This window comes from Pirellulales bacterium (assembly GCA_019694455.1).
GTDB lineage: Bacteria > Planctomycetota > Planctomycetia > Pirellulales > JAEUIK01 > JAIBBY01.
Map to the genome: position 1 here is coordinate 37,695 of JAIBBY010000017.1, position 21,423 is coordinate 59,117.

The following is a 21,423-nucleotide window of genomic DNA, read 5'->3' on the forward strand; positions in this document are numbered from 1 at the left end:
GGCGCGGCGATCAGGCTTTGCCGCGATCGCCGTGGTCGTGGAACAATAGCGCGAAGAGCACCATCACCACGGCGGCGCCCGCAGCGGGCACTAGCCAGATGGCCTGCCAGTTATGCACGCTGTCGGCCGAGGTGTAGTGGTCGACGACCCAGCCAGAAATATAGGTTCCGATGAAGCCGCCCAACCCCAGGGTGACAAAGGCGATGAAGCCTTGCGCGGCGGCCCGGATGTTGCTATTGGCCTCGCGATCGACATAGATTTGCCCGGTGACGAAGAAGAAGTCGTAGCAGATGCCGTGCAAGATGATGCCGGCGTACAACAGCGGCATGCCGCTATTGGCGTTACCAAAGGCAAAGAACACATAGCGGGCGGCCCAACAGGCCATGCCGGTCAGCAGCATGTATTTGACACCGAGCCGCGCGAAAAACAGCGGCATGACCAACATGAAGAAGATTTCGGACATTTGTCCGTAGGTCATTTTGGCGGCTGGCTCGGCGACGCCGACCTCGTTGAGGAAGGGATTGGTCCAGGTGTAGTAGAACTGCAAGGGAATGCAGATCAGAAACGACCCGACCACAAACACCGCAAAGGGCCAACGGCGCATGAGGCTCAAGGCGTCGAGGCCAAGCACGGCGCGCCAAGTGACTTGTCCATCGGGGTTTGACGGTGGCGTATTGGGCAGCACCAGACAATACAGCCCGAGCAGTACGGAGCCGGCGGCGGCGATTTGAATTGGCAGATTCTGCGCCTCGATCTGCATGCGACCAATCAAGAGGCCCGCGGCGATCCAGCCAATCGTGCCGAGCACGCGAATGCCGGGAAACTGCTTGGCCGGGTCGCTCATGTGATGGAACGAGAGCGAATTGGTGAGCGCCAGCGTCGGCATGTAGCACAGGTAATAGGCCAAAAGCGCGATATACACGAGCGGAAACTGCTGCACCTGCGACACGGCCAGCAGAATGACGGCGCCGACCAGATGCAACACCGCCAGAATGCGTTGCGTGGCGAAAAAGCGATCGGCGACCATGCCGACAAAGAAGGGGGCGATCATCGCCGCCAGCGCCGCCGTGCCGTAGGCCAAGCCGACTTGTTGACCAGAGAACTGGAGTGTTTTGTTCAGGTAGGTGCCGAGCGTCACCCACCAGCAACCCCACACGAAGTACTGCAAGAACATCATCACCGACAAATGGGTACGCACGGTGACGGGCAGCGGCCGCACGCCGACCTCTGGCGCGCTTACCGGGTTGGAATAAGGATTGGCGTCGGCGGAGTTGGGATCTTTGGAAAAGGACATGCGGGCCTCGCGGGGCGAACCAAGTCGGCTGCGAAAACAAGGCCGCCATTCTACGAAGCCGCGCGCAGCGACAAAAGCCGCAAAACTTTGGCGATGGCGAGTTAGCGCAGGCCGGGGAGCGGAAGCTGCAAGAAGTTGCCGCGCGGATTGATGAGGCAGAGCACGATGTAGCCGATCACCAGTCCCAACAGCGCAAAGACCAGATGCCCCGCCAGGCGGGCCAGTGGTCGCAGCCAGGGATGAGGCGCCGTGGAGTCGGAGTTGGCGGCGGGTCGACTTTGCCCCAGATTCGAGGTCAAGACCGAGGCCGCCAAGGGCGAGTGGGTCTTTTCCAGATCGCCCAGGTCGAACGCGGCGTCGGATTCGTCGGCATCGTCTGGGGAAGGTTCGAACTTCAGCGCATGCGACTCGTCGTCGGGCGCGACCGTCCGTGGCGGGGCCGGCTGTTCGTCAAGCGCGGCGGGACGCGGCGATTCATCGGCGTTGAGATTGGAGTCTGTGCTCATCGCAATGCACGCCCGTCAGGTTAGACGCGTCTACGCCTAATCTACCACATGCGACTTGGGTTGGATCGTCGCCGAGCGGTTGGCCGATAGCGAACCGATCGCGATCGCGCCGGCGACCAAGATCAGCGCGGTGAGCGAACCGCTGACATCGCAGGCCCAATCGACCGCGTCCATGTCGCGCGAGACCAACGGTTGGGTCACCTCGTCGAGAAACGAGACGCAGGCGACCGCCAAAAAGATGCAGGCCGCGGCCAGCCAGGCGGGGGAGCGGTAGCCCCCTTCGGGGCGGCGGAAGATGCCGGTCGGCAGCGAAAGCAACAGCAAGGTCAGCATGCCGTAGCCAGAAAAATGCAGCACCTTGTCAAGCGAAAAGAAGGTCGGCAATTGCGGCAGGTGCAGGCGCGGCCAATGCGTGCCGAGGATCAGCATGCTGGCATAGACGGCGACGACCCCAATGGCCAGTCGGCGGCGCGAGGCGCGGGCAATCTGCAACACCGGATCGGTAGCGGCGTGGTCCAGTTCGAGCGCGGCGGCGGTAGTCGACATGTAGAGCTTCGGAGTAGTGAATTCCCCTGCGACAGGTTATTGAAGCATAGGTCACGCCGCGCCGACAGGGCCCGGCGGCGTATTCGGCGCCTGTGGCGTCGATTTTTCGCGTGCTAGCAGTCGTCGGCGCGAGTCACGGTGTTGCGCAGCGTGCCAATCCCGGCGATGGTAATTTCGATCTGGTCGCCAGCCGCGAGCGTGAAATCATCCCCGGGCACAATGCCGGCGCCGGTGAGCAGAATCGCCCCTTCGGGAAAGCTGCATTCGCGCGTGAGCCAGCCGACCAGATCGGCGTAGCCGCGGGCCAGTTGATTGGTGTTGGCCTGGCCGGAAAAGACGACGGCGCCATGGCGCTGGATCACCAGCTCGATGGCCGCATCGTCGAACGTGTGTTCGGCGTCGGCCAGGACAATGCCGGGGCCGAGCGCGCAGCAGGCGTCGTACACCTTGGCTTGCGGCAGATAGAGCGGATTCTCGCCTTCGATGTCGCGCGAGCTCATGTCGTTGCCGATCGTGTAGCCGACGATCGCGCCGCGCGGATTGACGACCAGCGCCAGTTCTGGCTCGGGCACGTTCCAGCGCGCGTCACGGCGGATGCGCACCGGCGCATCGTGCCCCACCACGCGATGAGGCGTGGCCTTGAAAAACAGTTCCGGCCGATCGGCGGCGTACACCTGATCGTAGAACTGGGCCGCGCCGACTGATTCTTCCATTCGCGCGATCTTGCTGCGGCGATACGTGACGCCTGCGGCCCAGACTTCCTGCCGATCGATCGGCGGCAACAGTTTGAGTTCGGCCAACGGCCAGGCGCGCGGCGACTGGCGAACGAGTTCAGCCACGCTGGCGGCGAGGTCTGGGGCGTGCAGCAGGTCGGCCAGGGCGCGATAGCGGTTGAAACCGACATCGAGTTGATGAACTTCTGCCCCGGCGACATATCCGATCACGGTCTGGCCGGTCTGGTCGTGCGCCTTGATGAGCTGCATATCGCCTGTCTGTGCGAAAATTTAATGAACGGGTTGCGGCTGGGCGGCCAGATCGCCGTCGGTGGCCAAGGCCTGGCTCTCGGCGCGGTGCGACGCATCGGCATGGACCAAAGGCGCCAGATTCTTGGCGCACCAGCGCCGCGCGACGACCAAACCGCGGCGGCTGCCGAGCGTCTCTAGCTCCCATTGGGCATGATCGAGCAACAAAGAGGCAATGTAGGTGCGCGCCAGCGCAAACGCGAAGCCGCGCGCTCCGGTTTGCAGGCTGGCGACGCTGTCGTTGAGCGCCTCGGGCAGCCAAGCGCGAATCTGGGCGGTTGCGGCGTCGATGGCGTCGGCCAAGGGCGCGCATTCCGCGAGTCGCACATCGCATTGGCGGCGCTGGATCGCGTCGAGCACGGGAGGCAGGGCTTCGTCTTTCTCGATCGCGCGCAGCGCGTCGAGGCTGAGGACATTGGTGGTGCCTTCCCAGATCGAAAGGACCTGCGCGTCGCGCAGCAGCTTGGGAATGCCAGTGTTCTCGATGTAGCCGGCGCCGCCAAAGGCTTCGAGGGTTTCGCTGGCGACCGCCGCCGCTTGCTTGCCGGTGTAGAGCTTGGCCAGCGGGGTGAGCAGGCGCAGTTCGGCGCTCTCTTCGGGCGTGGCCGCGCCGCATTCATCCAGACCCAGCAGCCGCACCACATGAAAGCCGAGGTGGAAACCGGCTTGAAACTCCAGTTCCAAATCGGCCAACGTCTCGGCATGCAGCGGCTGTTCGGCCAGCGGGCGTCCAAAGGCCTCGCGGCGGGCGGCAAAGTCGCGGGCCAGCGCCACGGCGCGGCGCATGCCGGAAACGGCGCACACCGTGTTGTATATCCGTGTGACGTTCACCAGCGCCGTGATCTGCGGCACGCCGCGATTGGCCTGTCCGACCAGCCGAGCGGGCGTGCCGCGCAGACTGAGCTCGGCCGTTGGCAACGCGCGGGTGCCCAGCTTGTCTTTGAGGCGGTGAATCTCGATGGCGTTCAAGCGACCAGCGGCGTCGCGCGTTTCGAGATAGAACAGGCTGAGCCCACGGCTACCGGGGGTGGAACGTCCTGCGTCGTCTTCGATTCGCGCGAGCGTGAAGGCCATTTGCGAGGTAGTGGCGGAGGTGAACCATTTGTCGCCGTAGAGGCGGTAGGCATCGCCCACACGGCGCGCGACGGTTTCGCTTTGGCCGACGTCGGAGCCGCCGGCGCGCTCGGTCATCCATTGGCCGGCGGTCCAGAACTGCTCGGGGTCGCGGCTGGTCAGCCGCTGATAGGCGCCGGCGCGCAGGAATTCGTCGCCGTGGACTTCGATGAGCCGCGCGGCGCCATCGGTCATGGCCAGCGGACAGGTATAGATGGCGGACGACGGATTGAACAAGTAGAGCTTGGCGAATTGATACAGCCGCGACAGCGGTCCTTGGCGGCGCTCGTAGCCAATGGCGACCATGCCTTCTTCGGCGGAAATGCGATCCAGCTCGCGCCAGCCGCGGGCGGTGTCGATGCGATCGATGCGGCGCCCCCAGGGATCGAACGACTCCAACCGCGGTTCTTGCGCCTCGGCGTCGGCGCCCCAGGCGGCGATATCGCCGACGACGCGCTCTCCGAGGCGTGTCAGGTCGGGCTCGACTTCGGCATGGACATCTTCGGGCAGATGCCGCGACAGGTAGTCGCGCAGCAGGCGATCGGCCAGAAATTGATTCGTCAGCCGGGGGGGATCTTGAAAGTAGTTGGACATGGGTGTCGCGCCTGGGATGTTGGATAGGCACGATTCTCGCATTTTGAGCGATTCAAGAAAAGCGCGCCGGCCACAGAGCGGCTAATAGACTGTGCTGGCGCGGAGCAGCACCGTTTCGCCCGGGTTGAGAGACGGCGTGCCGCTCTTGTACTCCAAGTGTCGGGCAAAGACGTAGCCGGCTTCCCAGGAGATATTGTGCCCTTTGACGGTCTTGCGTTCGATGCCGACCAACATCCGCAGGTCTTGATAAGTGGCGACGTCTTGCTCGCCGGTGGCGCGCAGGATGCTGTACGAGTTGCCGCCGAACTCGCCCGCCAGATAGCTCCACCATTGGCGGCGCGAACCGCCGGCAAATTGGTGGGCGATGCGCGGCCGCGGCGCGATGGCCTCGATGCGCCACTTGTCGTTGGGAACCCAGATCAGCCCGGCGATGGGGAGATAGCGGATGTTCTCGCGATCGATATAGGCGATGCCCGCCACGAGTTGCAAGGCCGGGTTGCAAGTGAAGACGACGGCGCCTCGGCCCTGATAGCGCCAAGTGGTGCTGTTGATGAACGCGTAGTCGCCAAAGATGCCGGGGAGGAAGGCAAGGTCGATGGCCAGCGCCGAGTTGATCCGCCGCAGGTGACGGAACTCGACGAAGGTTTCAAAGAGATGGCCGGGCAGGTCGGTGCTGGTGGGGCCATCCAAGAGGTGCGCGGTGAAGCCCGGCGACACCAGCAAGGGGGCGTCGCGCGTGGGCAGGGGAAACCCAAAGGTCGACTTCAGGGCGAAATCGAGAAAGCTGATGTTGTCGCCGGCGCCACCAAGCAGCACCGTCTTGGTGAAGCTGAGTTGCTGGAAGACTCCTTCCTTGGGGGCGCCGAACTGCGGCGGCGCGCAGGTGTTCACGTCGCCCTCTTCTGACACCGGGGGCAAGGGGCGGATGGGGGGAGGGACGACGATCAGATCGCGATTTTCGGTGGTAGGGTCGTAGTAGGCGGCGGGACGAGCGTCGGCGGTGGGTGGCAGGCCGCGCGGAGGGGGCGTCCAATACGGCAGGGCGCGGGCGTCGAGCCAGTTGTCCGCGGCGGGACGCATGGCCGCCGGCGCCGCGATCTGTACGGAAAAGGGGTTGACCTCGGCGGGCGCTGGCTGAGCCGGCGCGAGGCGCGCCAGCGCAACGAGCAGACCGGCGCACCAAGCGGCGAGTCGGAGGCCAGAATTGGATGGAAGGGTGGTCACAAGGGCCTAGCGTTGGCGGCGCCAACAGCATGCGATTGCCGCTAATAAATCAGACCGCCGCGGAGCATGACGGTGTCGTAGGGGCCAATGCCGGGTGTTTGGGTGCGGTAGTATTGCAGGCTGCGATTCCACACAAAGCCGACCTCGAACCAACCGCGCATGCGCGAGGCGCCGCGCGTTTCCATGCCGAGCAGCACGCGAAAGTCGTTGTAGTCGAACGAGTCGTGCGCGCCGTTGACGCGCTCGATGGTCCACGCGCCGCCGCCATACTCGCCTGCGACGTAGCCCCAGAGATCGGTGCTGCGCAAGGTGTAAACGCGCTGCGCGAGCTTGGGTCGCGGAAACAAAATTTCCCAGCGCACATCGGGACGCGGTGTCCAGATGGCGCCGCCCGCCGGCAAGATCTTGACGCCGAAGCGGTCGAGATACACGGCGCCGGCCGCCACCTGCCAGCGCGGATTGAGGGTGACGATGCCGAGTCCTCGGCTGGGCAAGCGGATGCTGTCGTTGTTGACGTAGTTGAAGTCGGAGTAGACACCGACGCGAAAGCCGAGATCGCCGCTGAGCCACGGCGTGATGACGGGGCGCCAGGCGATGTCGAGATAAGCGTCGAAGGTGCGCGGCGGCAAATCGGGGCGGCTTTGCGGCGGAAACCAGCTATAGAAGCCAGTGTCGGGACCGTCCCAGAAATGCACTCCAAAACCGGGCGTGACATAGAACGGCGGTTGCCGCGCGAAGATCGGCAGCGTGAACGACGCGTTCAGGTCCATGCTGGTGATGCCCAGCCCGCCCAGACCATTGCGGGCGATCCATTCGCCCTCGAAGCGAATCTGCTCCAAGAAGCGGACGCTGGGGATGAAGATGCCGTCGGAGCGCATGACGCCGGGTTGCGCGGCCGCGCTTTGCGGAAAGAAGGGCGCGGGCTGCGCCGCCGGCGCGGCATAGGGATCGAATGACGGCAACGTGGGGATCGGCGGGGGCGTGTAGGTGGGCGCGGGCGTGGTGAAGGTGGGCGCGGGGTAAGCCGGCGACGTGATCGGCGGCGCAGGGGTGACCAGGGTTCCGGCCGGGTCGTTGACGCCCGACGGAAACACGATGCGCTGCGCAACGGCGGGAGTCGCCGCCAGCGCCAGCGCCGCGAACAGTAGTGAGATGAACCGTGACGACCGAGCCAGTGGAGCCGCTTCCGATATCGCTGGTTGACAAGCCCATGAGACGTGCGGCCAGCAAGCGCGCAGCCTGCTACGCAACCGTGGCCGCGCAGGGGAATATCAGACGCCGCCAGAGGGGTCAAGCTCGACCACCTCGGGCGGCCAGATCGAGATCCACCAGTTTGCGGCGGTTCTCATAAGCGGGCAAAGCGTCCAGTCGGCGCAGCTTACTTGGCCTGCGCCAAGCCCGGCAGCGCCAGGGCGATGGGGCGCCGCAGCGAATTGTCGTGCGCCAGCAGTTTGGCCTCGCCGACGAAGTAACTGTTCATCTGCGCGACGACAAAGTTATAGGCCTGGGCTTTGGGGCCCTGATCGATCGCTTCGATGGTCACCGTGCCATCGAGCGTGCGCAGCCGGTCGCCCACCGCGCACTCGTGGGCCATGCGCCAGCCGTGACCCACCACCCACAAGGGGTGCCCACGCGTCACGACGAAGGTTTCGCCATCGACAGAGAGCTTGAGCAGTTGCGTCGCGGGGCGCACCGAGGTGGAGAGCACCGGGCGCAGGGCGAGTTCGCCGGTTTCCACATCCTGGCTCAGGACGCGATCGCCAATGGCGATGGTTTCGATGGCCACCGGGCCGGTGGCGGTCCAGACCTTGGTGCCGGCAATGAAGCACTCAACGATGAGCGGTGACTGCGGCGTTTCGGTCAGCGCCACCGTGGAATTGACGGTTTCGACCAGCGCTTGCGGCGGATAGTAGATGTCGTTGGTGTCGTACCACCATTGCCATAGTTCGCGGGGCGTTGTGCCATCGGCATCGGCCGCGGTGCGCAGGGCGCTGCGGACCCGATTGTTGCGCTGGTTGGCCGCCACGTTGAAGGCGACGATGCGGCGCTCGGCGCGATCGGCGTCGCGGGCCAGTTGCTCGCGCTCGCGCGAGGGGCGATCGTCGTCGGTGGGCATGGCGCCCGGCACATTGGCCTGCATCAGGTTGACGCTACGGTTGAAGACCAGATCGGTCATGGGGCCTTCGCGGCGCAATGTCAGGCGATAGGTGGTGGCGCCGGGCTGGGCGATGGAGCTGAAACGGGCCTCGATGGGGGACTCTAGCGAGGCCAACATCTGCGGCGCGTAGCTATAGACCGAGCGACCGCGCAGCGCCTCGGCGGCCGATTGCCGCACTGCGTCGGAGGGGCTGTCCAGGGAGCCGAGGGCCAACGCGTCGGCGGCGTCTTGCCCCTCGATGCGCTCGAGCGCATCGACGCCGGCGAGCGCGGTTTGCTCGTCGGGACTGGACAAGAGGAGTTCGTCAATCACGCCGGCGGCGTTGGGATCGTCGATGTTGGCCAATTCTTCCTCGGCCTGCTGGCGGTCTTGCTCGTCGTTGTCGTCAAGATGCTGCCGGATGCGGGCGATCGGCTTGCGCCACTTGTAGCCCGCGCGGCGCCGCTCGGCGGCTTGGCGCTCGCGCGCCCGAAGTTCGTCGCGGGTGAGCCACTCGCCGCGATAGGGCGCCAACTCGTAGGCGCTGGCGTCGAACGCCAATTGCGGATCGCTGGCGAGCGCCGCGCGCAAGTGGGCGCGGGCCTCGTCCAGCAGGCCGGCGCGGCGGCACGCCTCGGCCAGCGCGAATTGATCGCTGGCCTGGTTGCCGGCGCGGGAGCGCTCGTTGCGGTACTGCTCGAGTCGCCGCCCCTTGGGCGGATCGGCCGTGGCCTGTTCGAGAGTCAGCCATTTACGGTCAATTTGCAGGTGCCCCAATTGCCAATGCGCCAGCGCGTTGTTGGGGTCGAGTTCGAGCGCTTCTTCGAGATAGAGTCGGCGGCCCTGGTCGTCGCCGGCCAGTTCGCACTCGAGCGCTTGTTGCACCAGATCGCGCGAGGCGGCCACGGCGTCGTCGGCCCGCTCGTCGATGAGGGGGGGCGACTTCTGGGGCGCGTCGAACAAGCTGCCGTCGGCCCAGAGAGGCCGCGCTGGAATGACGCTCACCACACCAACCACCAAAAATGCCCACAGCGGCGCGCGCATGACAGCCCTCCTGTTCTCAAGTTGAATTGGGACGGGCGGCGCGACGGGCCGCTTGGGGTCCCACAGGTTCCTTGCGCCACGGGGTTCCGAATACCGTGGCGTCAAGGTTTAGGGATACCGCAGTTCGGCAGCGGAGGCAAAGAAAAAAGCGCGAAAAAAACGAGGACAAAAAATGCACGGCCAATTCAACCGCCGCGCATCTTGGCCAAGTCGCGGTCAATGAACAGACGGCGCACCACCCATCCGCGTCGTGTTGATCGTGTCGTCTGGGCCACATGCTTGTTCATCCGGTGAGTACGCGCTGTAAGCGGCTCAGTCGCTCAATATACCCGTACTTGCCAGCCGCCAGTACGCGCCTTGCCAGCGGTTGCTAACGCCCTTGACGGCTGTGTCAATTGGCGATGAATCGCCGCGCCGGGGGGCGCTGGACCGCCGATTCTAGCTAGTGGCGGCCCGGCCCCGCCGGGCGCTGGCGGCGCCCTGCCGGCATGGTCCTCACGTCCTGCGCAACCCGATAAGTTGACCCTCTCCAACCACCCGGCTACGATTCGAGCAGCGCTGGGAATGGGCGTGCTCGACGCTGTTTCGGCTGGTCGCGCGGCCTTCCGGTGAGTCTGCGAACGAACCTATGGTTCTGACCTATTTCAAGCGTTATCGCATGGAGATCGACCTCCGGCGCGCACCCGCGCCGGAGTTGCCGCCGGGCTATCGCTTTGTCGGCTGGGATCCATCGCTGTTGGCGCTGCACGCCGACACCAAGTACCGCAGCTTCCACAGCGAGATCGACGCCAACGTGTTTCCCTGTCTGGGCGAGTCGGAAGGGTGCCAACGCTTGATGCAAGAGATCAGTCGCAAAGAGGGGTTTCTGCCGGCGGCCACCTGGCTGGTGGTGCACGACCGGCCGGGCGCGGCCTCGCGCGCGTGCGGCACGGTGCAAGGCATCCGCGATCGATCGGGGCAGGGCGCGATCCAGAACCTCGGCATCGTGCCACAGCACCGCGGCCTGGGGCTAGGCTCGGCGCTGCTGCTGCAAGCGCTCGACGGATTTCGACGGTCGGGCCTGCAGCGGGCGTTTCTGGAGGTGACCGCGCAGAACGACGGGGCGATTCGCTTGTATCGCCGACTTGGATTTCGCAAAGCGCGAACCGTCTTCAAAGCGGTGGAAGTGGCGTACACCTGATGAGCGGCACGCGCGCCGCAAAAGGGTTGTGCGGACGGCGATTCTGACAGTTCGCGCCGCCGGTGGCCCGCTAGATCAAGACCCAGGAAGCCTGATGTCAAAACAATATTCCCACCAGTACGACAACGGCCTGGCGCTGGTGGCCGAGGAGATGAGTTGGCTGGAGAGCGCGGCGTTCACGCTGCTTGTGCCGGCGGGTTGCATCTATGAACCGGCCGATCGGTCGGGATTGTCGGGTTTTAACTGCGAGATGTTGTTGCGCGGCGCCGGCGACCGCGACAGCCGACAGTTTGTGGACGCGCTCGATTGCCTTGGTGTGGAACGCGGGGAGTCGGTGAGCGACGCGCACACCAGTTTCAGCGGCGCGACGGTGGGCGAGAATCTGTTTGACGCGCTGGCCATCTACGCCGACGTGATTCGCCGCCCGCACCTGCCGGCCGAGCAGATTGAGGCGGGGCGCCAGGTGATGCTGCAAGAACTGCAGGCGGTGGAGGACGATCCGCACCACAAGTTGATGGTCGAATTGCGGCGGCGTCACTTTCACGCGCCGTGGGGCCGCGCGAACACTGGGGATCAGGCGGGGCTGGAAGCGATCGACATCGCCGACATCGGCGCCTTCCACCGCCGCTACTTTCGGCCCAACGGCACGATCTTGGGGGTCGCGGGGCGTTTCGACTGGCCGGCGCTGCGCGATCATGTGGGCGCGCTGCTGGGTGATTGGCCGGCGCGCGATGAACCCTTGCCGAGCGAGGGGCCGCGCGGCGAGCAGTCGGCGCATGTGCATTTGGACACGAATCAAACGCAGATCGGCATTGCGTACGCCAGCGTGCCGTATCGCGATCCGCGGTATTTTCAGGCCTGGGGCGCGGTGGGGGCGCTGTCGGGGGGCATGAGCTCGCGCTACTTCACCGAGGTGCGCGAGAAGCGCGGCCTGTGCTACAGCGTGTACGCCAGCTATTACACCTTGCGAGATCGGGGCGCGGTGATCAGCTACGCCGGCACCAGCGCCGAGCGCGCGCAAGAAACGCTCGACGTGATGCTGGCCGAACTGGCGCGACTGGCCGACGGGGTGCAGGAGCGCGAGTTGGAACGCTTGAAGGCGCGGATCAAAAGCTCGCTCATCATGCAGCAAGAGTCGAGTTCTGCCCGCAGCGGCGCCGTGGCGCGCGACTGGTATCACCTGGGGCAGGTGCGCACGCTGGCCGAACTGGGGCAATTGGTCGACGATTTGTCGTGCGCATCGATTAACGAATATCTGGCGGCGCATCCGCCGCGCGACTTCACCATTGTCACTCTCGGCCCGCGCCCATTGGAGACGCCCGATCGTGTTTCATCAGCACGCGCTTAAGAACGGACTGGAAATCATCGCCGAGACGAGCGCCGACGCCTACTCGTCGTCTGTCGGCTACTTTGTGCGCACCGGCGCGCGCGACGAGACCGAGGATTTGGCGGGCGTGAGCCACTTTCTGGAGCACATGGTGTTCAAGGGGACGCCGACGCGCACGGCGGAAGACGTGAACCGCGAATTCGACGAGATGGGCGCGCACTACAACGCCTTCACCAGCGAGGAGAACACGGTTTACTATGCGGCCATCTTGCCGGAGTTTGTCGATCGGTCGGTGGGCCTGTTGGGCGACATCATGCGGCCGTCGCTGCGGCCCGACGATTTCGACACCGAAAAGCAGGTGATCATCGAAGAAATCAAGATGTACGACGACCAGCCTCCCTACGGCGCCGACGACAAATGCCGCGCCGCATTCTTTGGGCGGCATCCCTTGAGCCATAGCGTGCTGGGGAGCGTCGCGAGCATCGAAGCGCTGCCGGTCGAGGCGATGCGGGCCTATTTCGAGCGCCAATACTGCCCGAGCAACATCACGCTGGTCGCGGCGGGGAAGATCGACTTCGACGCGCTGGTGGCGTCGGCCGAACGCTATTGCGGCGGCTGGCAACCGATGAAGGCCGACCGCCAGGTAGATCGTCCCTTGCCCGAGGCGGGGTTCCGCTGCCTGCACAAGCCCCAGGCGACGCAGGAGTATGTGCTGCAACTTGCCGACGCGCCGGGTTCGCTCGACGACGAGCGTTACGCGGCCAAGTTGTTGGCCAGCATTTTGGGGGATGACACGGGGAGCCGACTCTATTGGGAACTGGTCGATCCGGGATTGGCCGAGAGCGTGAGTTTGTCGCATTACGAGTACGACGGCGCGGGGATCTATCTCACGTACCTATCCACGACGCCGGAGAACGTGGCGGACAATCTCGCGACGATCCTCAAGGTGTATCGTCAGGCGGAGGGGGAGGGTTTTCGCGCGGGCGAACTGGAGCAGGCGAAGCGCAAGATGAAGTCGCGCGTGGTGCTAGGGAGCGAGCGGCCGCGATCGCGATTGTTTTCGGTCGGCATGAATTGGCTGCATCGCCACCGCTATGTGACGGTGCGCGACGACCTGAACGCGATCGACGCTGTGCGGCTCGATGATTTGGCTTCGATCTTGAAGCGCTATCCACTCACTCGCAATATGACGATGGCGGTGGGACCGCTGGCAACGGTGGACGAGCCGCAGTAGTCGGGCGCCGTGGAAGGAAGTCGAACCGCAGAAACGCGGAGGGGGGAGGTAAGCGGAAGACCCCCTCACCGCGGTCTGCGACCGCTGCCTCTGGCGCCTACTGCGCTTCGCTGCGTGGGGGCGAGGCGGAAGAGAAGGAGCCGCGCGGATGGAGATTCGTTAGCTGCTTCCCACTGGCGGAGCCAATGGCACATGGACAAATGGCACACGCCGCGCGGCGAGTTGAGAGCAGGTGAGCCTACCTGCCGGGAGATGGGGCGTGGGTTGCGGAGAAAGCCTGCCCACTATTCGGGGATGGAGCGGCCGTGGGGATCGCTGCCGGGCTGGGCCAGTTCGTCGGCCATTTGCGCTTGTAGCGCGGGGCCGACGTAGTGTTCCCAGCGTTCGGCGGGCGCGTGCAGGTGATCGAGCGGCAACTCGAAATGACTGCCGATGTAGGCCTCCCAGAGGCGATGGGCGCGGACGAGCGACTGCGCTTTCTGCCGGCCGCTCTCGGTGAGCGCGAGTCGGCCGTGTGGAACGGGGCGGACGTCGCCGCGCCACCAAAGGCGTGGCGCCACCAGCCAAGCGCTCGGCCCGCGACCGGCCGCGCTGATTTCCCAGACCGGCACGGCGACAGGTTCGGCGTCTGAGGCTCGTTCTTCTTCCTGGCGGTAGAGGGTGGCCAAAACGTCTTCGCCATAGATACGCAATGTCAGCGAAAGCGTGTGCAGCGCGCGGCTGACCAATCCATAGCGGGGCGCGAAGAACACGGCCAGCGCGAACTGGAGGCCGGCGACCACGGCCATCATGCCCGCGACGCTGGTGTTGAGCCAGGTGGCCGCCAAGGCGCCGCCAATGGCGGCGATCCAACCGACCAGCACGGCGCCAATGAGCATCGAGCGCAGACGATCGGTGAGCAACTGCGCGGTGGCGGCGGGCACGATCAGCATGGCGATCACCAGGATGGAACCAACCGCCTCGAACGAAGTGACAGTAACGATGGCCACCATCGACATCAAAAAATAGTGCAGACCGGTCGCGCTAAAGCCCATGGCGGTGGCCAGGGAATCGTCGAACGATACCAACTTAAGCTCTTTCCAGAGGGCGAAGACGAAGATCAGCACCAACAAGAGCGTGAGCGCCATGCCGCCGAGTGCCCGCGGAATCTCCCAGCCGGCGAAGCTGACGGTGTCTAGCGGAATGAACTCCAAGAGGCCATAGAGCACGCAATCGACATCGAGATGCACATCGTGCGCGAAGGTGGTGAGCAGGATGACGCCAAGCGCAAAGAGCGAGGTGAAGACGACGCCCATGCCGGCGTCTTCTGGCACGCTGCCTTGATCGCGAAGTGTGGCAGTCAGCAGCGTGGTGAGGACGCCAAACAGGGCGGCGCCGATCATGATCGGCACGGCGCCGAGCGTGCCGGTGAGCAGATAGGCGAGCACGATGCCCGGCAGGACGGCGTGGCTGATGGCGTCGCCGAGCAGGCTGAGGCGGCGGAGCACGAGGTAGCAGCCGAGCAGCGCGCAGGAGGTGTTGGAGATGCCGGCGACGAGGATTGTCCAGAGGATCGACTCGGAGAGGCCAAACCAAGCGTCGTTCATGGCGCGGCTCCGGCAAGCAGGAGGCGGCGCTCTAGCTGCGCGCGTAGATCGGGGGTGAGGTTTTGGCGGGCCTCGTCGAAGTCGAGATCGAACAGGCCGGGAATCTGGTCGGGATAGTCGCGCAGGAGCATCCGCCAGGCGGCATTGCGGCGGGCGGCCTGTTGGGCGGCCTGGGCGCCGGGCGCGGCGAGGCGCAGGCGACCGGCGGCTTGCTCGATCCAACCTTGTCCCAGAGCGCGGCGCTGCTGAGCGGGCGAGAGGGGGGGAAGATCGAGCGCACGATTGACGGCCGGGGCGAGATTTTCGAGCAATTGTTGATCGGCAACGCGACGCCGCAGCGACTGCCGGCGCAGTGCGCGGGCGACAAAACCGCGGCGCGGCGCCAGCAGCACCGAGAACAAGAAGACCGCGGCGCCGACAAGCACAATGACCGGGCCAGTCGGCAGCCCACTGTAGCGCGCGCTGAGCGCCGCGCCGACGGCGCCAATGAGCCAGCCAAGCGCGCTAGCCAAGAGGACCATGCGGCCGAGGCGATCGGTCCAAAAGCGGGCCGCGGCGGCGGGCAAAATCAAGAGCGCCGCCACCAGCACCACGCCGACGGCTGGCAGGCCGATCACGACGGTCAGCGAGATGAGCGCCATGAGGAGGGTGTCTAGCGCGAAGGTGGGCAGGCCCTGCACGTGGGCAAAACCGGGATCGAACGAGACGACGCGAAACTCTTTGAACAAGAGCGCGATCGTGAGCAGGCAGACGACCGAGACGCCGGCGATGAAATAAACGTCGCTGGCGATCATGCCGGCCGTTTTGCCGTAGATGTACGAGTCAAGGCCGGCCTTGCTGCCGGTGGTGGTTTGATTTTGAATCAGCCGCACCAGCACGATGCCGAGCCCGAAGAAGACCGAGAGCACGATGCCGATGGCGGCGTCTTCTTTGATGCGGGTGTAGCGGCGCAGGCCGGCGACAATCAACACGCCGGCGACGCCGGTGGCGAACGCGCCCAGTTGCATTGCCGGCAGGTTGCGGCCGCCGACGATGAGGAACGCGATACACAGGCCGGGGAGCGCGGCATGGGCCAGCGCGTCTCCCATCAGCGAGCGGCGGCGGAGCACGGCGAAGCTGCCGACCAGCCCGGCGCTAGCGCCGAGCAGACTGGCGCCGAGCAGGACGATGGTGGTGTTGTAGCTGATCACGGGCTGCGTTCTCGGGCGCGAATGGCCTCGGCGGCGTCGTCGAGCACCGCGAGTCTGCCGCCGTAGGCGCGCTGCAAGTTTTCTGGCGTGAAGACTTGATCGACCGGGCCGCTGGCGACAAGTCCCATGTTGAGCAGAATGAGATATTCGTAATAGCGCGCCACGGTGCGCAGGTCGTGATGCACGACGAGCACGGTTTTGTTTTGCGCGCGCAACTGCTGAAGCAGTGAAAAGATGACCTGCTCGGTGGCGGCGTCGACGCCCGCCATGGGCTCGTCCATGAAATAAATGTCGGCCTGCTGCGCCAGGGCGCGGGCCAGAAAGACGCGCTGCTGCTGTCCACCGGAGAGTTGGCCAATCTGCCGCGTGGCGAAGTCGGCCATGCCGACCTGATCGAGGCACTGAAGCGCCAGTTGGCGCTGCGCCTTGCCGGGACGACGGAACCAGCCCAAGCGGCCGTAAGTGCCCATTAGCACGACATCGATGGCGGTGACAGGAAAGTCCCAATCGACGCTCTCGCGCTGCGGCACGTATCCGATCTGTCGGCGCTCGGCGCTGACCGCGGCGCCACGGATGCGCACGTAGCCGCTGGCCAAGGGAGCGAGCCCCAAGATGGCCTTGATGAGCGTGCTCTTGCCGGCGCCATTGGGACCGACGATGCCGACCAGACGCGGCTGGTCGATGACGAGATCAATGTCCCACAGCACGGGCTTGCGGTGATAGGCCACGGTCATATCGTGGACTTCGATCACCGGTGGTTGTGGCTGCGAGGCAGGCATGTTGATGGCGGGGGGAGGCTGTGGCTGGCGCCGCGGCCCGGGCGGGGCGTGCTGACGAAGGGCTTTCATTTTAACGCCGCGACAATCGTGTCCACATTATGCCGTACCATGCCGACATAGGTACCCTCGGGCGTGCCGGCCTTGCCCATGGCGTCGGAAAACAGCTCGCCGCCAATCTTTACTTCGTGGTCCGAGGCGGCGCAACCTTCGACGAGCGCGCGGATATTGCGCTCGCTCACGCTAGTTTCGACGAACACGGCCTTGATCTTGTGATCGACGAGGTAGCGGACTAGTTCGTTGATTTCGCGCACACCGGCTTCGGCGTCGGTGCTGACCCCTTGGATTGGTTTCAGTTCCAGGCCATAAGCGCGACCAAAGTAATGAAAGGCGTCGTGCGCGGTGACGAGCACGCGGTGCGACTCGGGCAGTTCGGCGACGCGGGCGCGCACATACTGATCTAGTTCGTCGAGGCTCCGCAGATACGCCTCGGCGCGTTGGCGATATTCGGCGGCGCGCGGGGGATCGAAGCGGGCTAGCTCGTCGCGAGCGTGCTCTGCGGCGAGCCGCCAGAGCGATACATCGAACCACACATGCGGGTCGTAAAGGCCGCCCGCGACCGGGAGCAGCCGGTCGGCGGGAATTCCATCAGCGACGGCAACGACGCGCTTGGAATGGGCCATACGATCGAAGAGTTCGGCCAGTTTGCCCTCGAGATGCAGGCCGGAATAGAAGATCACGTCGGCGGAGCTCAGGCGCTCGACGTCTCCGGTCGAGGCTTTGTAGAGATGCGGATCGACGCCAGCGCCCATGAGTTGATCGACGGCGACGGCGTCGCCACCGATGTTGCGTACGATGTCGGCCACCATGCCGGTGGTGCAGAGGGCGCGAATGGGTCCGGCGCCTTGGTAGGTGGCGGACTCGCTGTAGTGGCTAGCGTCCTTGGCGCAGCCCGACAGAAGAAGTCCAAGCAGTAACCCAAGCAGGGGCAGTGCGCGTCGCATGGAGCGCTTTCGATTTTGACTGACCTAAACGTTTATTTTGGCACGACAAAATCATAGCTGTTCTGTCGGCGCATGCCAAGCGCGAATTCTTGCGCGAGAGGGGTGGGAGGGATCGTGTGCCCGCCGAGCGAGTCAGGCGGCGGCCTGGGGCCGATCGAACTCGGCGAGAAAATCGGCGATGGGGCGATAGAACCATTCGATCCGGGAGCGAATTGTGGCTTCGTCCCAATTCCACCACTCGATGCGTAGCAGGCGTTCGACCACGGGGGACTCGAAGCGGCAGCGGATGGGGCGCGCCGGGTTGCCGGCCACAATGCTATAGGGGGCGACGTCGCTGGCGACGACCGCGCAACTGCCGATGATGGCGCCCGAGCCGATTTGCACGCCGCTTAGGATGGTGGCGGAGGCGCCGATCCAGACGTCGCTGCCGATCACGGTGTGGGGCGTGGTGCGATAGGTGCGATGCGGCTTGGGGCGGTTGAGAAAGAAGTAGTCAAAGGGAAAGGTCGAGACGAGTTCGGGGCCGTGGCCGCCGCCGACGTTGATCGACACGCCGTGCGCGATCGAGCAGAAGGCGCCGATGATGATTTTTTCGCCGGGCGCCCAGGTCTTGTATTTAAGGTCGTCGCCATGATAGGTGAACTGGCCGATTTCTAGCTGCGGCGTGATCAGCGGCTCGCGATACATCCGCACGCCACCGCGCCACTGCTGTGGCGGCTGCATCAAGGGTGGGGCTGCTGGTGGAGAGATGGACGACATTGAGTGCGCTCGTGTTGAAGGCGTGGCACGGTCGGCTCAGGCGGCGGCGCGGTGCTCGACTGCGGCGGACAACGGCTCGGCGCTGCGATGGGCGACCAGCACGATCTGCCGGGCATAGTCGAAACCAAGCAAGCGAAACAGCCAGCCAAAGGCGAATCGCTTGAGCAGTTTTCGATGCACCGGATCGTGATAGATGCGGACCACGCGATCGACCTCCAGGCCGGCGGCGGAGACGAGCCCGGCCAGTTCGTCGTAGCAGAGAGGGGTGCGATGCGTGGCGTCGCGCAGGTAGGCGGGGGGATAATAGGTGTTGGGGGTGCTGATCAACAGGCGGCCGCCCGGCGCCAGCCGCGTGGCGATCTGGTCGAGCCAGCCAGGAATCGCCTCGATCGGCAGGTGCTCGATGACCTCGAAGGCGAAGACCGCGTCGAACTGGCGATCGACCTCGCTCCAATCGTGATAGTCGTGGTTGCCCTGGGGGTCGATATCGAGCGATTGATAGCCGACCAGCGGAAACCGCTCGGCGATCGACAGGCCCATCGAGCGATCGCCGGCGCCGACCTCGAGCACGGCGGGTCGGGCGACGGTATTGGAGAGTTCGCCGAGTTCGCCCAGCAGCAGATCGCGGACGCGCTTGGCAAGCGGCAGATCGTAGACGTCGCCCAGGCGGCGCGCGGCGCGCTTGCGATGACCGTAGAGCGTGGACCAGGAGATGGTCGCGGCGCTATTGGAATCCAAACGTGGCGCGGCGATGGAATGTGAGGTCATGGTTTTCCCCTGTGGCGCTGGCGCTTTAGCCGGCGCGGCGCCGCGCTTCGACCAATTGATGATGCCGCACGGGCGAGGGATCTTCGTCGGTGCGATGGTTCTGGAAACTGTCGCGCTGCGGCAGCACGCGCACCTGCCAGCGGGCGGGGTCGATCTCGGCCACTGTGGGGCCGACGCCCCAATTGGGATAGTCGTCGAAGGCGATCGTTCCGCCGGGCGCGAGCAATTGTTGGCAGCTTAGCCAGTCGCTGGAGACATCTTCGTAGGAGTGGCCGCCGTCGATGAAGATGAGGTCGTACTTGCGCCCGCGGGCGAGCAAGCGGGGGAGGACATTGTGGCTGAGCCCTTCGAGGAGTTCGATGCGGCCAGCGATGTCGTCTCCCAGCAGTAGGCGCAGGTTGGCCAGCGTGGCGTCGCGTGACATGGGGCGCTTGTTGGCGCTGCAATACGACTGCTCGAACTGCTGATCGGTGAGCGAGCCGAACAGGTCGATGCCGGTGTAGCGCGGCTTGCCGCCTAGCCAATCGGCGAAGGCCAGCATCCGCATGGTGTTGGCGGCGCGGGCGACGCCGATTTCCAGGATGGAGAGAGAGGGCCGCTCGGCGATGTAGGCCAGGAGTTGATCGTAGCGCAGGCCGCTGGCCAGCGGAATCGCGCGGCTGGCGGGGGTGTGGTGCGTGGGGCGCTGCACCAGCGGCGCGACCGGCGCGGCAGCAGACGGACCGGGCGTCGGCGCGACGAGCGTCACGTTTAGTGAGCCAGCGCCGTGGCCGGCAGCGTCATTCGCGAGGTGAAGACCGTGGGACATGTCGTCTCTCCTGTGATACTGCTCAGTTCGCCGCGCACCGACAACGCCACGGTATCGGGCGTGGCCTCGGCCAGGTCGGCGACCGTGTGTCCGGGCAGATGGACCACGCGCAGGCCGTCGTCGGCGCGGCGGGCCACTTCGGCCAAGGCCAGCGGCAACGCCTCGCCGGGCACGTGTTCGTGCAATAGCCGCGCGTGCGTGCGCTCGAGATCGATCAGCAGGCGATCGCGCAAACCATCGGTGAGGCGAATCGCGATGGCTTGCGTATGCGGCAAGGCGCCGGGAACATCGGGCCAGGCCAGCGCCATATCGACGCCTTGGACGGCATCGGCGAGTCGCTGCGGATTGCGAAGAAACACGGTGTCGTGGTCGCAAAGGATCACGCGGGCCCCCACCGGGAACTGCGCGAACATCTTGCGCATCGCCAGCACCTTGGCATGTTCGATTTGATGCGGATCGTGCCCGGCGCCATTGGGCGTGATCGACCAGAAGCGGCCGACGCCGAAGCGAGAGGCATACTCGGAGAAGTCTTGCTGCGCCGCGGGGACGCCCGCCATTGGCAGACCGACGACCTGCGCGGCCTGCGCGGGGCCGACGCTGACGACGTGAACATCTGGCGCAAGCTGGCAAGGCTGCGCCGGCGGCGTGGCAGGCAGCGCCGTGGAGCGGACCTTGTTGGAGGTTTTGTTGTGCAGGATCACGCAGCCGGGGGGCGATCCGCCAGCCGGCTTGGCGGGAAACATGTGAAACTTTTCGGGCAACGGAGCGAAGCGCAGCTCGCGCTGGGCATAGAGCATGCCTTCGGCGAAGCAGCCTTGCTCGGAGAAGCGATGCAGATGGGCGTAGTCGCGGCCGCGCTCTGCCCAGGTGCGAATCACGGTGGTGGTGGCTGGCGTGCGGCGGACCAGGAGGACGGCGGCGTTGAACAGCGCCGAGAGACAGTTGCCAGGACGATATTTGACCGTGAGGTCGCAGTGGTCGAGCATGGCCAGCAACTCGTCGAGCGGCTGGAGGATGAGGCAATCGGCATCGAGAAACAGCAGCGGGCCGTGATGCGACTCGAGCATTTCCAGCACATAGCTGGGCTTGATGCCGACGTTGCGCCACCAGTCGCCTTGCTCGGGCACCGCGATGGCGCGCATAGGATAGCCAAACTGCGCGGCGGTTTCGGCAAGCTGGCGAGCCTCGGCTTCGTAGGGCGACCCGGCGGTATAGGTGCAAACGACCAGCAGATTGTGCGACATGTTTCTTCCGGCGAAGAGAGAATGGATGCGCTTGTGAACGAATATCGGCATTCTGCCGGAAAGAAAT

General features: G+C 65.2%; 19 protein-coding genes. 3 read left to right on the forward strand and 16 right to left on the reverse strand.

Annotation, left to right across the window (positions count from 1 at the left end):
- Positions 1–10 precede the first annotated feature (10 nt).
- The 8 genes from K1X71_08985 to K1X71_09020 form a co-directional block, all read right to left on the reverse strand.
- On the reverse strand, positions 11–1,294 hold the full coding sequence (locus tag K1X71_08985; protein ID MBX7073269.1) for a nucleoside permease: 1,284 nt from the start codon (positions 1,292–1,294) through the stop codon (positions 11–13).
- A gap of 101 nt (positions 1,295–1,395) precedes the next feature.
- Positions 1,396–1,800 carry a hypothetical protein gene (locus K1X71_08990; GenBank protein MBX7073270.1) on the reverse strand — a complete coding sequence of 135 codons (405 nt, stop codon included), beginning with the start codon at positions 1,798–1,800 and terminating at the stop codon, positions 1,396–1,398.
- 36 nt (positions 1,801–1,836) lie between these two features.
- Positions 1,837–2,346 (reverse strand): VanZ family protein, encoded by a 510-nt coding sequence (locus K1X71_08995; GenBank protein MBX7073271.1) that lies wholly within the window; start codon positions 2,344–2,346, stop codon positions 1,837–1,839.
- Positions 2,347–2,459: 113 nt separating this feature from the next.
- Complete coding sequence (locus tag K1X71_09000) at positions 2,460–3,329, reverse strand: fumarylacetoacetate hydrolase family protein (GenBank protein MBX7073272.1); 870 nt, start codon at positions 3,327–3,329, stop codon at positions 2,460–2,462.
- A gap of 21 nt (positions 3,330–3,350) precedes the next feature.
- A complete protein-coding gene (locus K1X71_09005; protein ID MBX7073273.1) occupies positions 3,351–5,075 on the reverse strand; it encodes an acyl-CoA dehydrogenase family protein in 1,725 nt (574 codons plus the stop codon).
- Between the two features lie 81 nt (positions 5,076–5,156).
- On the reverse strand, positions 5,157–6,299 hold the full coding sequence (locus tag K1X71_09010; GenBank protein ID MBX7073274.1) for a hypothetical protein: 1,143 nt from the start codon (positions 6,297–6,299) through the stop codon (positions 5,157–5,159).
- A 41-nt stretch (positions 6,300–6,340) separates the two neighbouring features.
- Positions 6,341–7,393: a hypothetical protein gene (locus K1X71_09015; GenBank protein MBX7073275.1), complete on the reverse strand. Its 1,053-nt coding sequence runs from the start codon at positions 7,391–7,393 to the stop codon at positions 6,341–6,343.
- Positions 7,394–7,677: 284 nt separating this feature from the next.
- Entirely contained in the window at positions 7,678–9,480 is a 1,803-nt protein-coding gene (locus K1X71_09020) for a HEAT repeat domain-containing protein (protein MBX7073276.1), read from the reverse strand.
- A 628-nt stretch (positions 9,481–10,108) separates the two neighbouring features.
- Between K1X71_09020 and K1X71_09025 the strand changes: the two genes are divergently transcribed.
- From K1X71_09025 to K1X71_09035, 3 genes are all read left to right on the forward strand, one after another.
- The gene (locus K1X71_09025) at positions 10,109–10,660 is read left to right on the forward strand and encodes a GNAT family N-acetyltransferase (GenBank protein MBX7073277.1); all 552 of its coding nucleotides are present in this window, start codon (positions 10,109–10,111) and stop codon (positions 10,658–10,660) included.
- A 94-nt stretch (positions 10,661–10,754) separates the two neighbouring features.
- Positions 10,755–12,008 (forward strand): insulinase family protein, encoded by a 1,254-nt coding sequence (locus K1X71_09030; protein ID MBX7073278.1) that lies wholly within the window; start codon positions 10,755–10,757, stop codon positions 12,006–12,008.
- Positions 11,983–13,221 carry an insulinase family protein gene (locus tag K1X71_09035; protein MBX7073279.1) on the forward strand — a complete coding sequence of 413 codons (1,239 nt, stop codon included), beginning with the start codon at positions 11,983–11,985 and terminating at the stop codon, positions 13,219–13,221. The genes K1X71_09030 and K1X71_09035 overlap by 26 nt, the downstream gene beginning before the upstream one ends.
- A gap of 284 nt (positions 13,222–13,505) precedes the next feature.
- Here K1X71_09035 and K1X71_09040 read toward each other — a convergent pair whose 3' ends face one another.
- From K1X71_09040 to K1X71_09075, 8 genes are all read right to left on the reverse strand, one after another.
- On the reverse strand, positions 13,506–14,807 hold the full coding sequence (locus tag K1X71_09040) for a metal ABC transporter permease (GenBank protein ID MBX7073280.1): 1,302 nt from the start codon (positions 14,805–14,807) through the stop codon (positions 13,506–13,508).
- On the reverse strand, positions 14,804–15,997 hold the full coding sequence (locus tag K1X71_09045) for a metal ABC transporter permease (protein MBX7073281.1): 1,194 nt from the start codon (positions 15,995–15,997) through the stop codon (positions 14,804–14,806). Before K1X71_09045 ends, K1X71_09040 begins: the two co-directional genes overlap by 4 nt.
- Positions 15,994–16,776, reverse strand: coding sequence for a metal ABC transporter ATP-binding protein (locus tag K1X71_09050; GenBank protein MBX7073282.1), 783 nt, complete (start codon positions 16,774–16,776; stop codon positions 15,994–15,996). The genes K1X71_09045 and K1X71_09050 overlap by 4 nt, the downstream gene beginning before the upstream one ends.
- 65 nt (positions 16,777–16,841) lie before the next feature.
- Positions 16,842–17,777 carry a zinc ABC transporter substrate-binding protein gene (locus tag K1X71_09055; GenBank protein MBX7073283.1) on the reverse strand — a complete coding sequence of 312 codons (936 nt, stop codon included), beginning with the start codon at positions 17,775–17,777 and terminating at the stop codon, positions 16,842–16,844.
- 132 nt (positions 17,778–17,909) lie between these two features.
- Positions 17,910–18,536: a CatB-related O-acetyltransferase gene (locus K1X71_09060; GenBank protein ID MBX7073284.1), complete on the reverse strand. Its 627-nt coding sequence runs from the start codon at positions 18,534–18,536 to the stop codon at positions 17,910–17,912.
- 36 nt (positions 18,537–18,572) lie between these two features.
- Entirely contained in the window at positions 18,573–19,304 is a 732-nt protein-coding gene (locus tag K1X71_09065) for a class I SAM-dependent methyltransferase (GenBank protein ID MBX7073285.1), read from the reverse strand.
- Positions 19,305–19,329: 25 nt separating this feature from the next.
- Positions 19,330–20,112 (reverse strand): class I SAM-dependent methyltransferase, encoded by a 783-nt coding sequence (locus tag K1X71_09070; protein MBX7073286.1) that lies wholly within the window; start codon positions 20,110–20,112, stop codon positions 19,330–19,332.
- Positions 20,055–21,356: a hypothetical protein gene (locus tag K1X71_09075; GenBank protein ID MBX7073287.1), complete on the reverse strand. Its 1,302-nt coding sequence runs from the start codon at positions 21,354–21,356 to the stop codon at positions 20,055–20,057. Before K1X71_09075 ends, K1X71_09070 begins: the two co-directional genes overlap by 58 nt.
- Between the last annotated feature and the right edge of the window lie 67 nt (positions 21,357–21,423).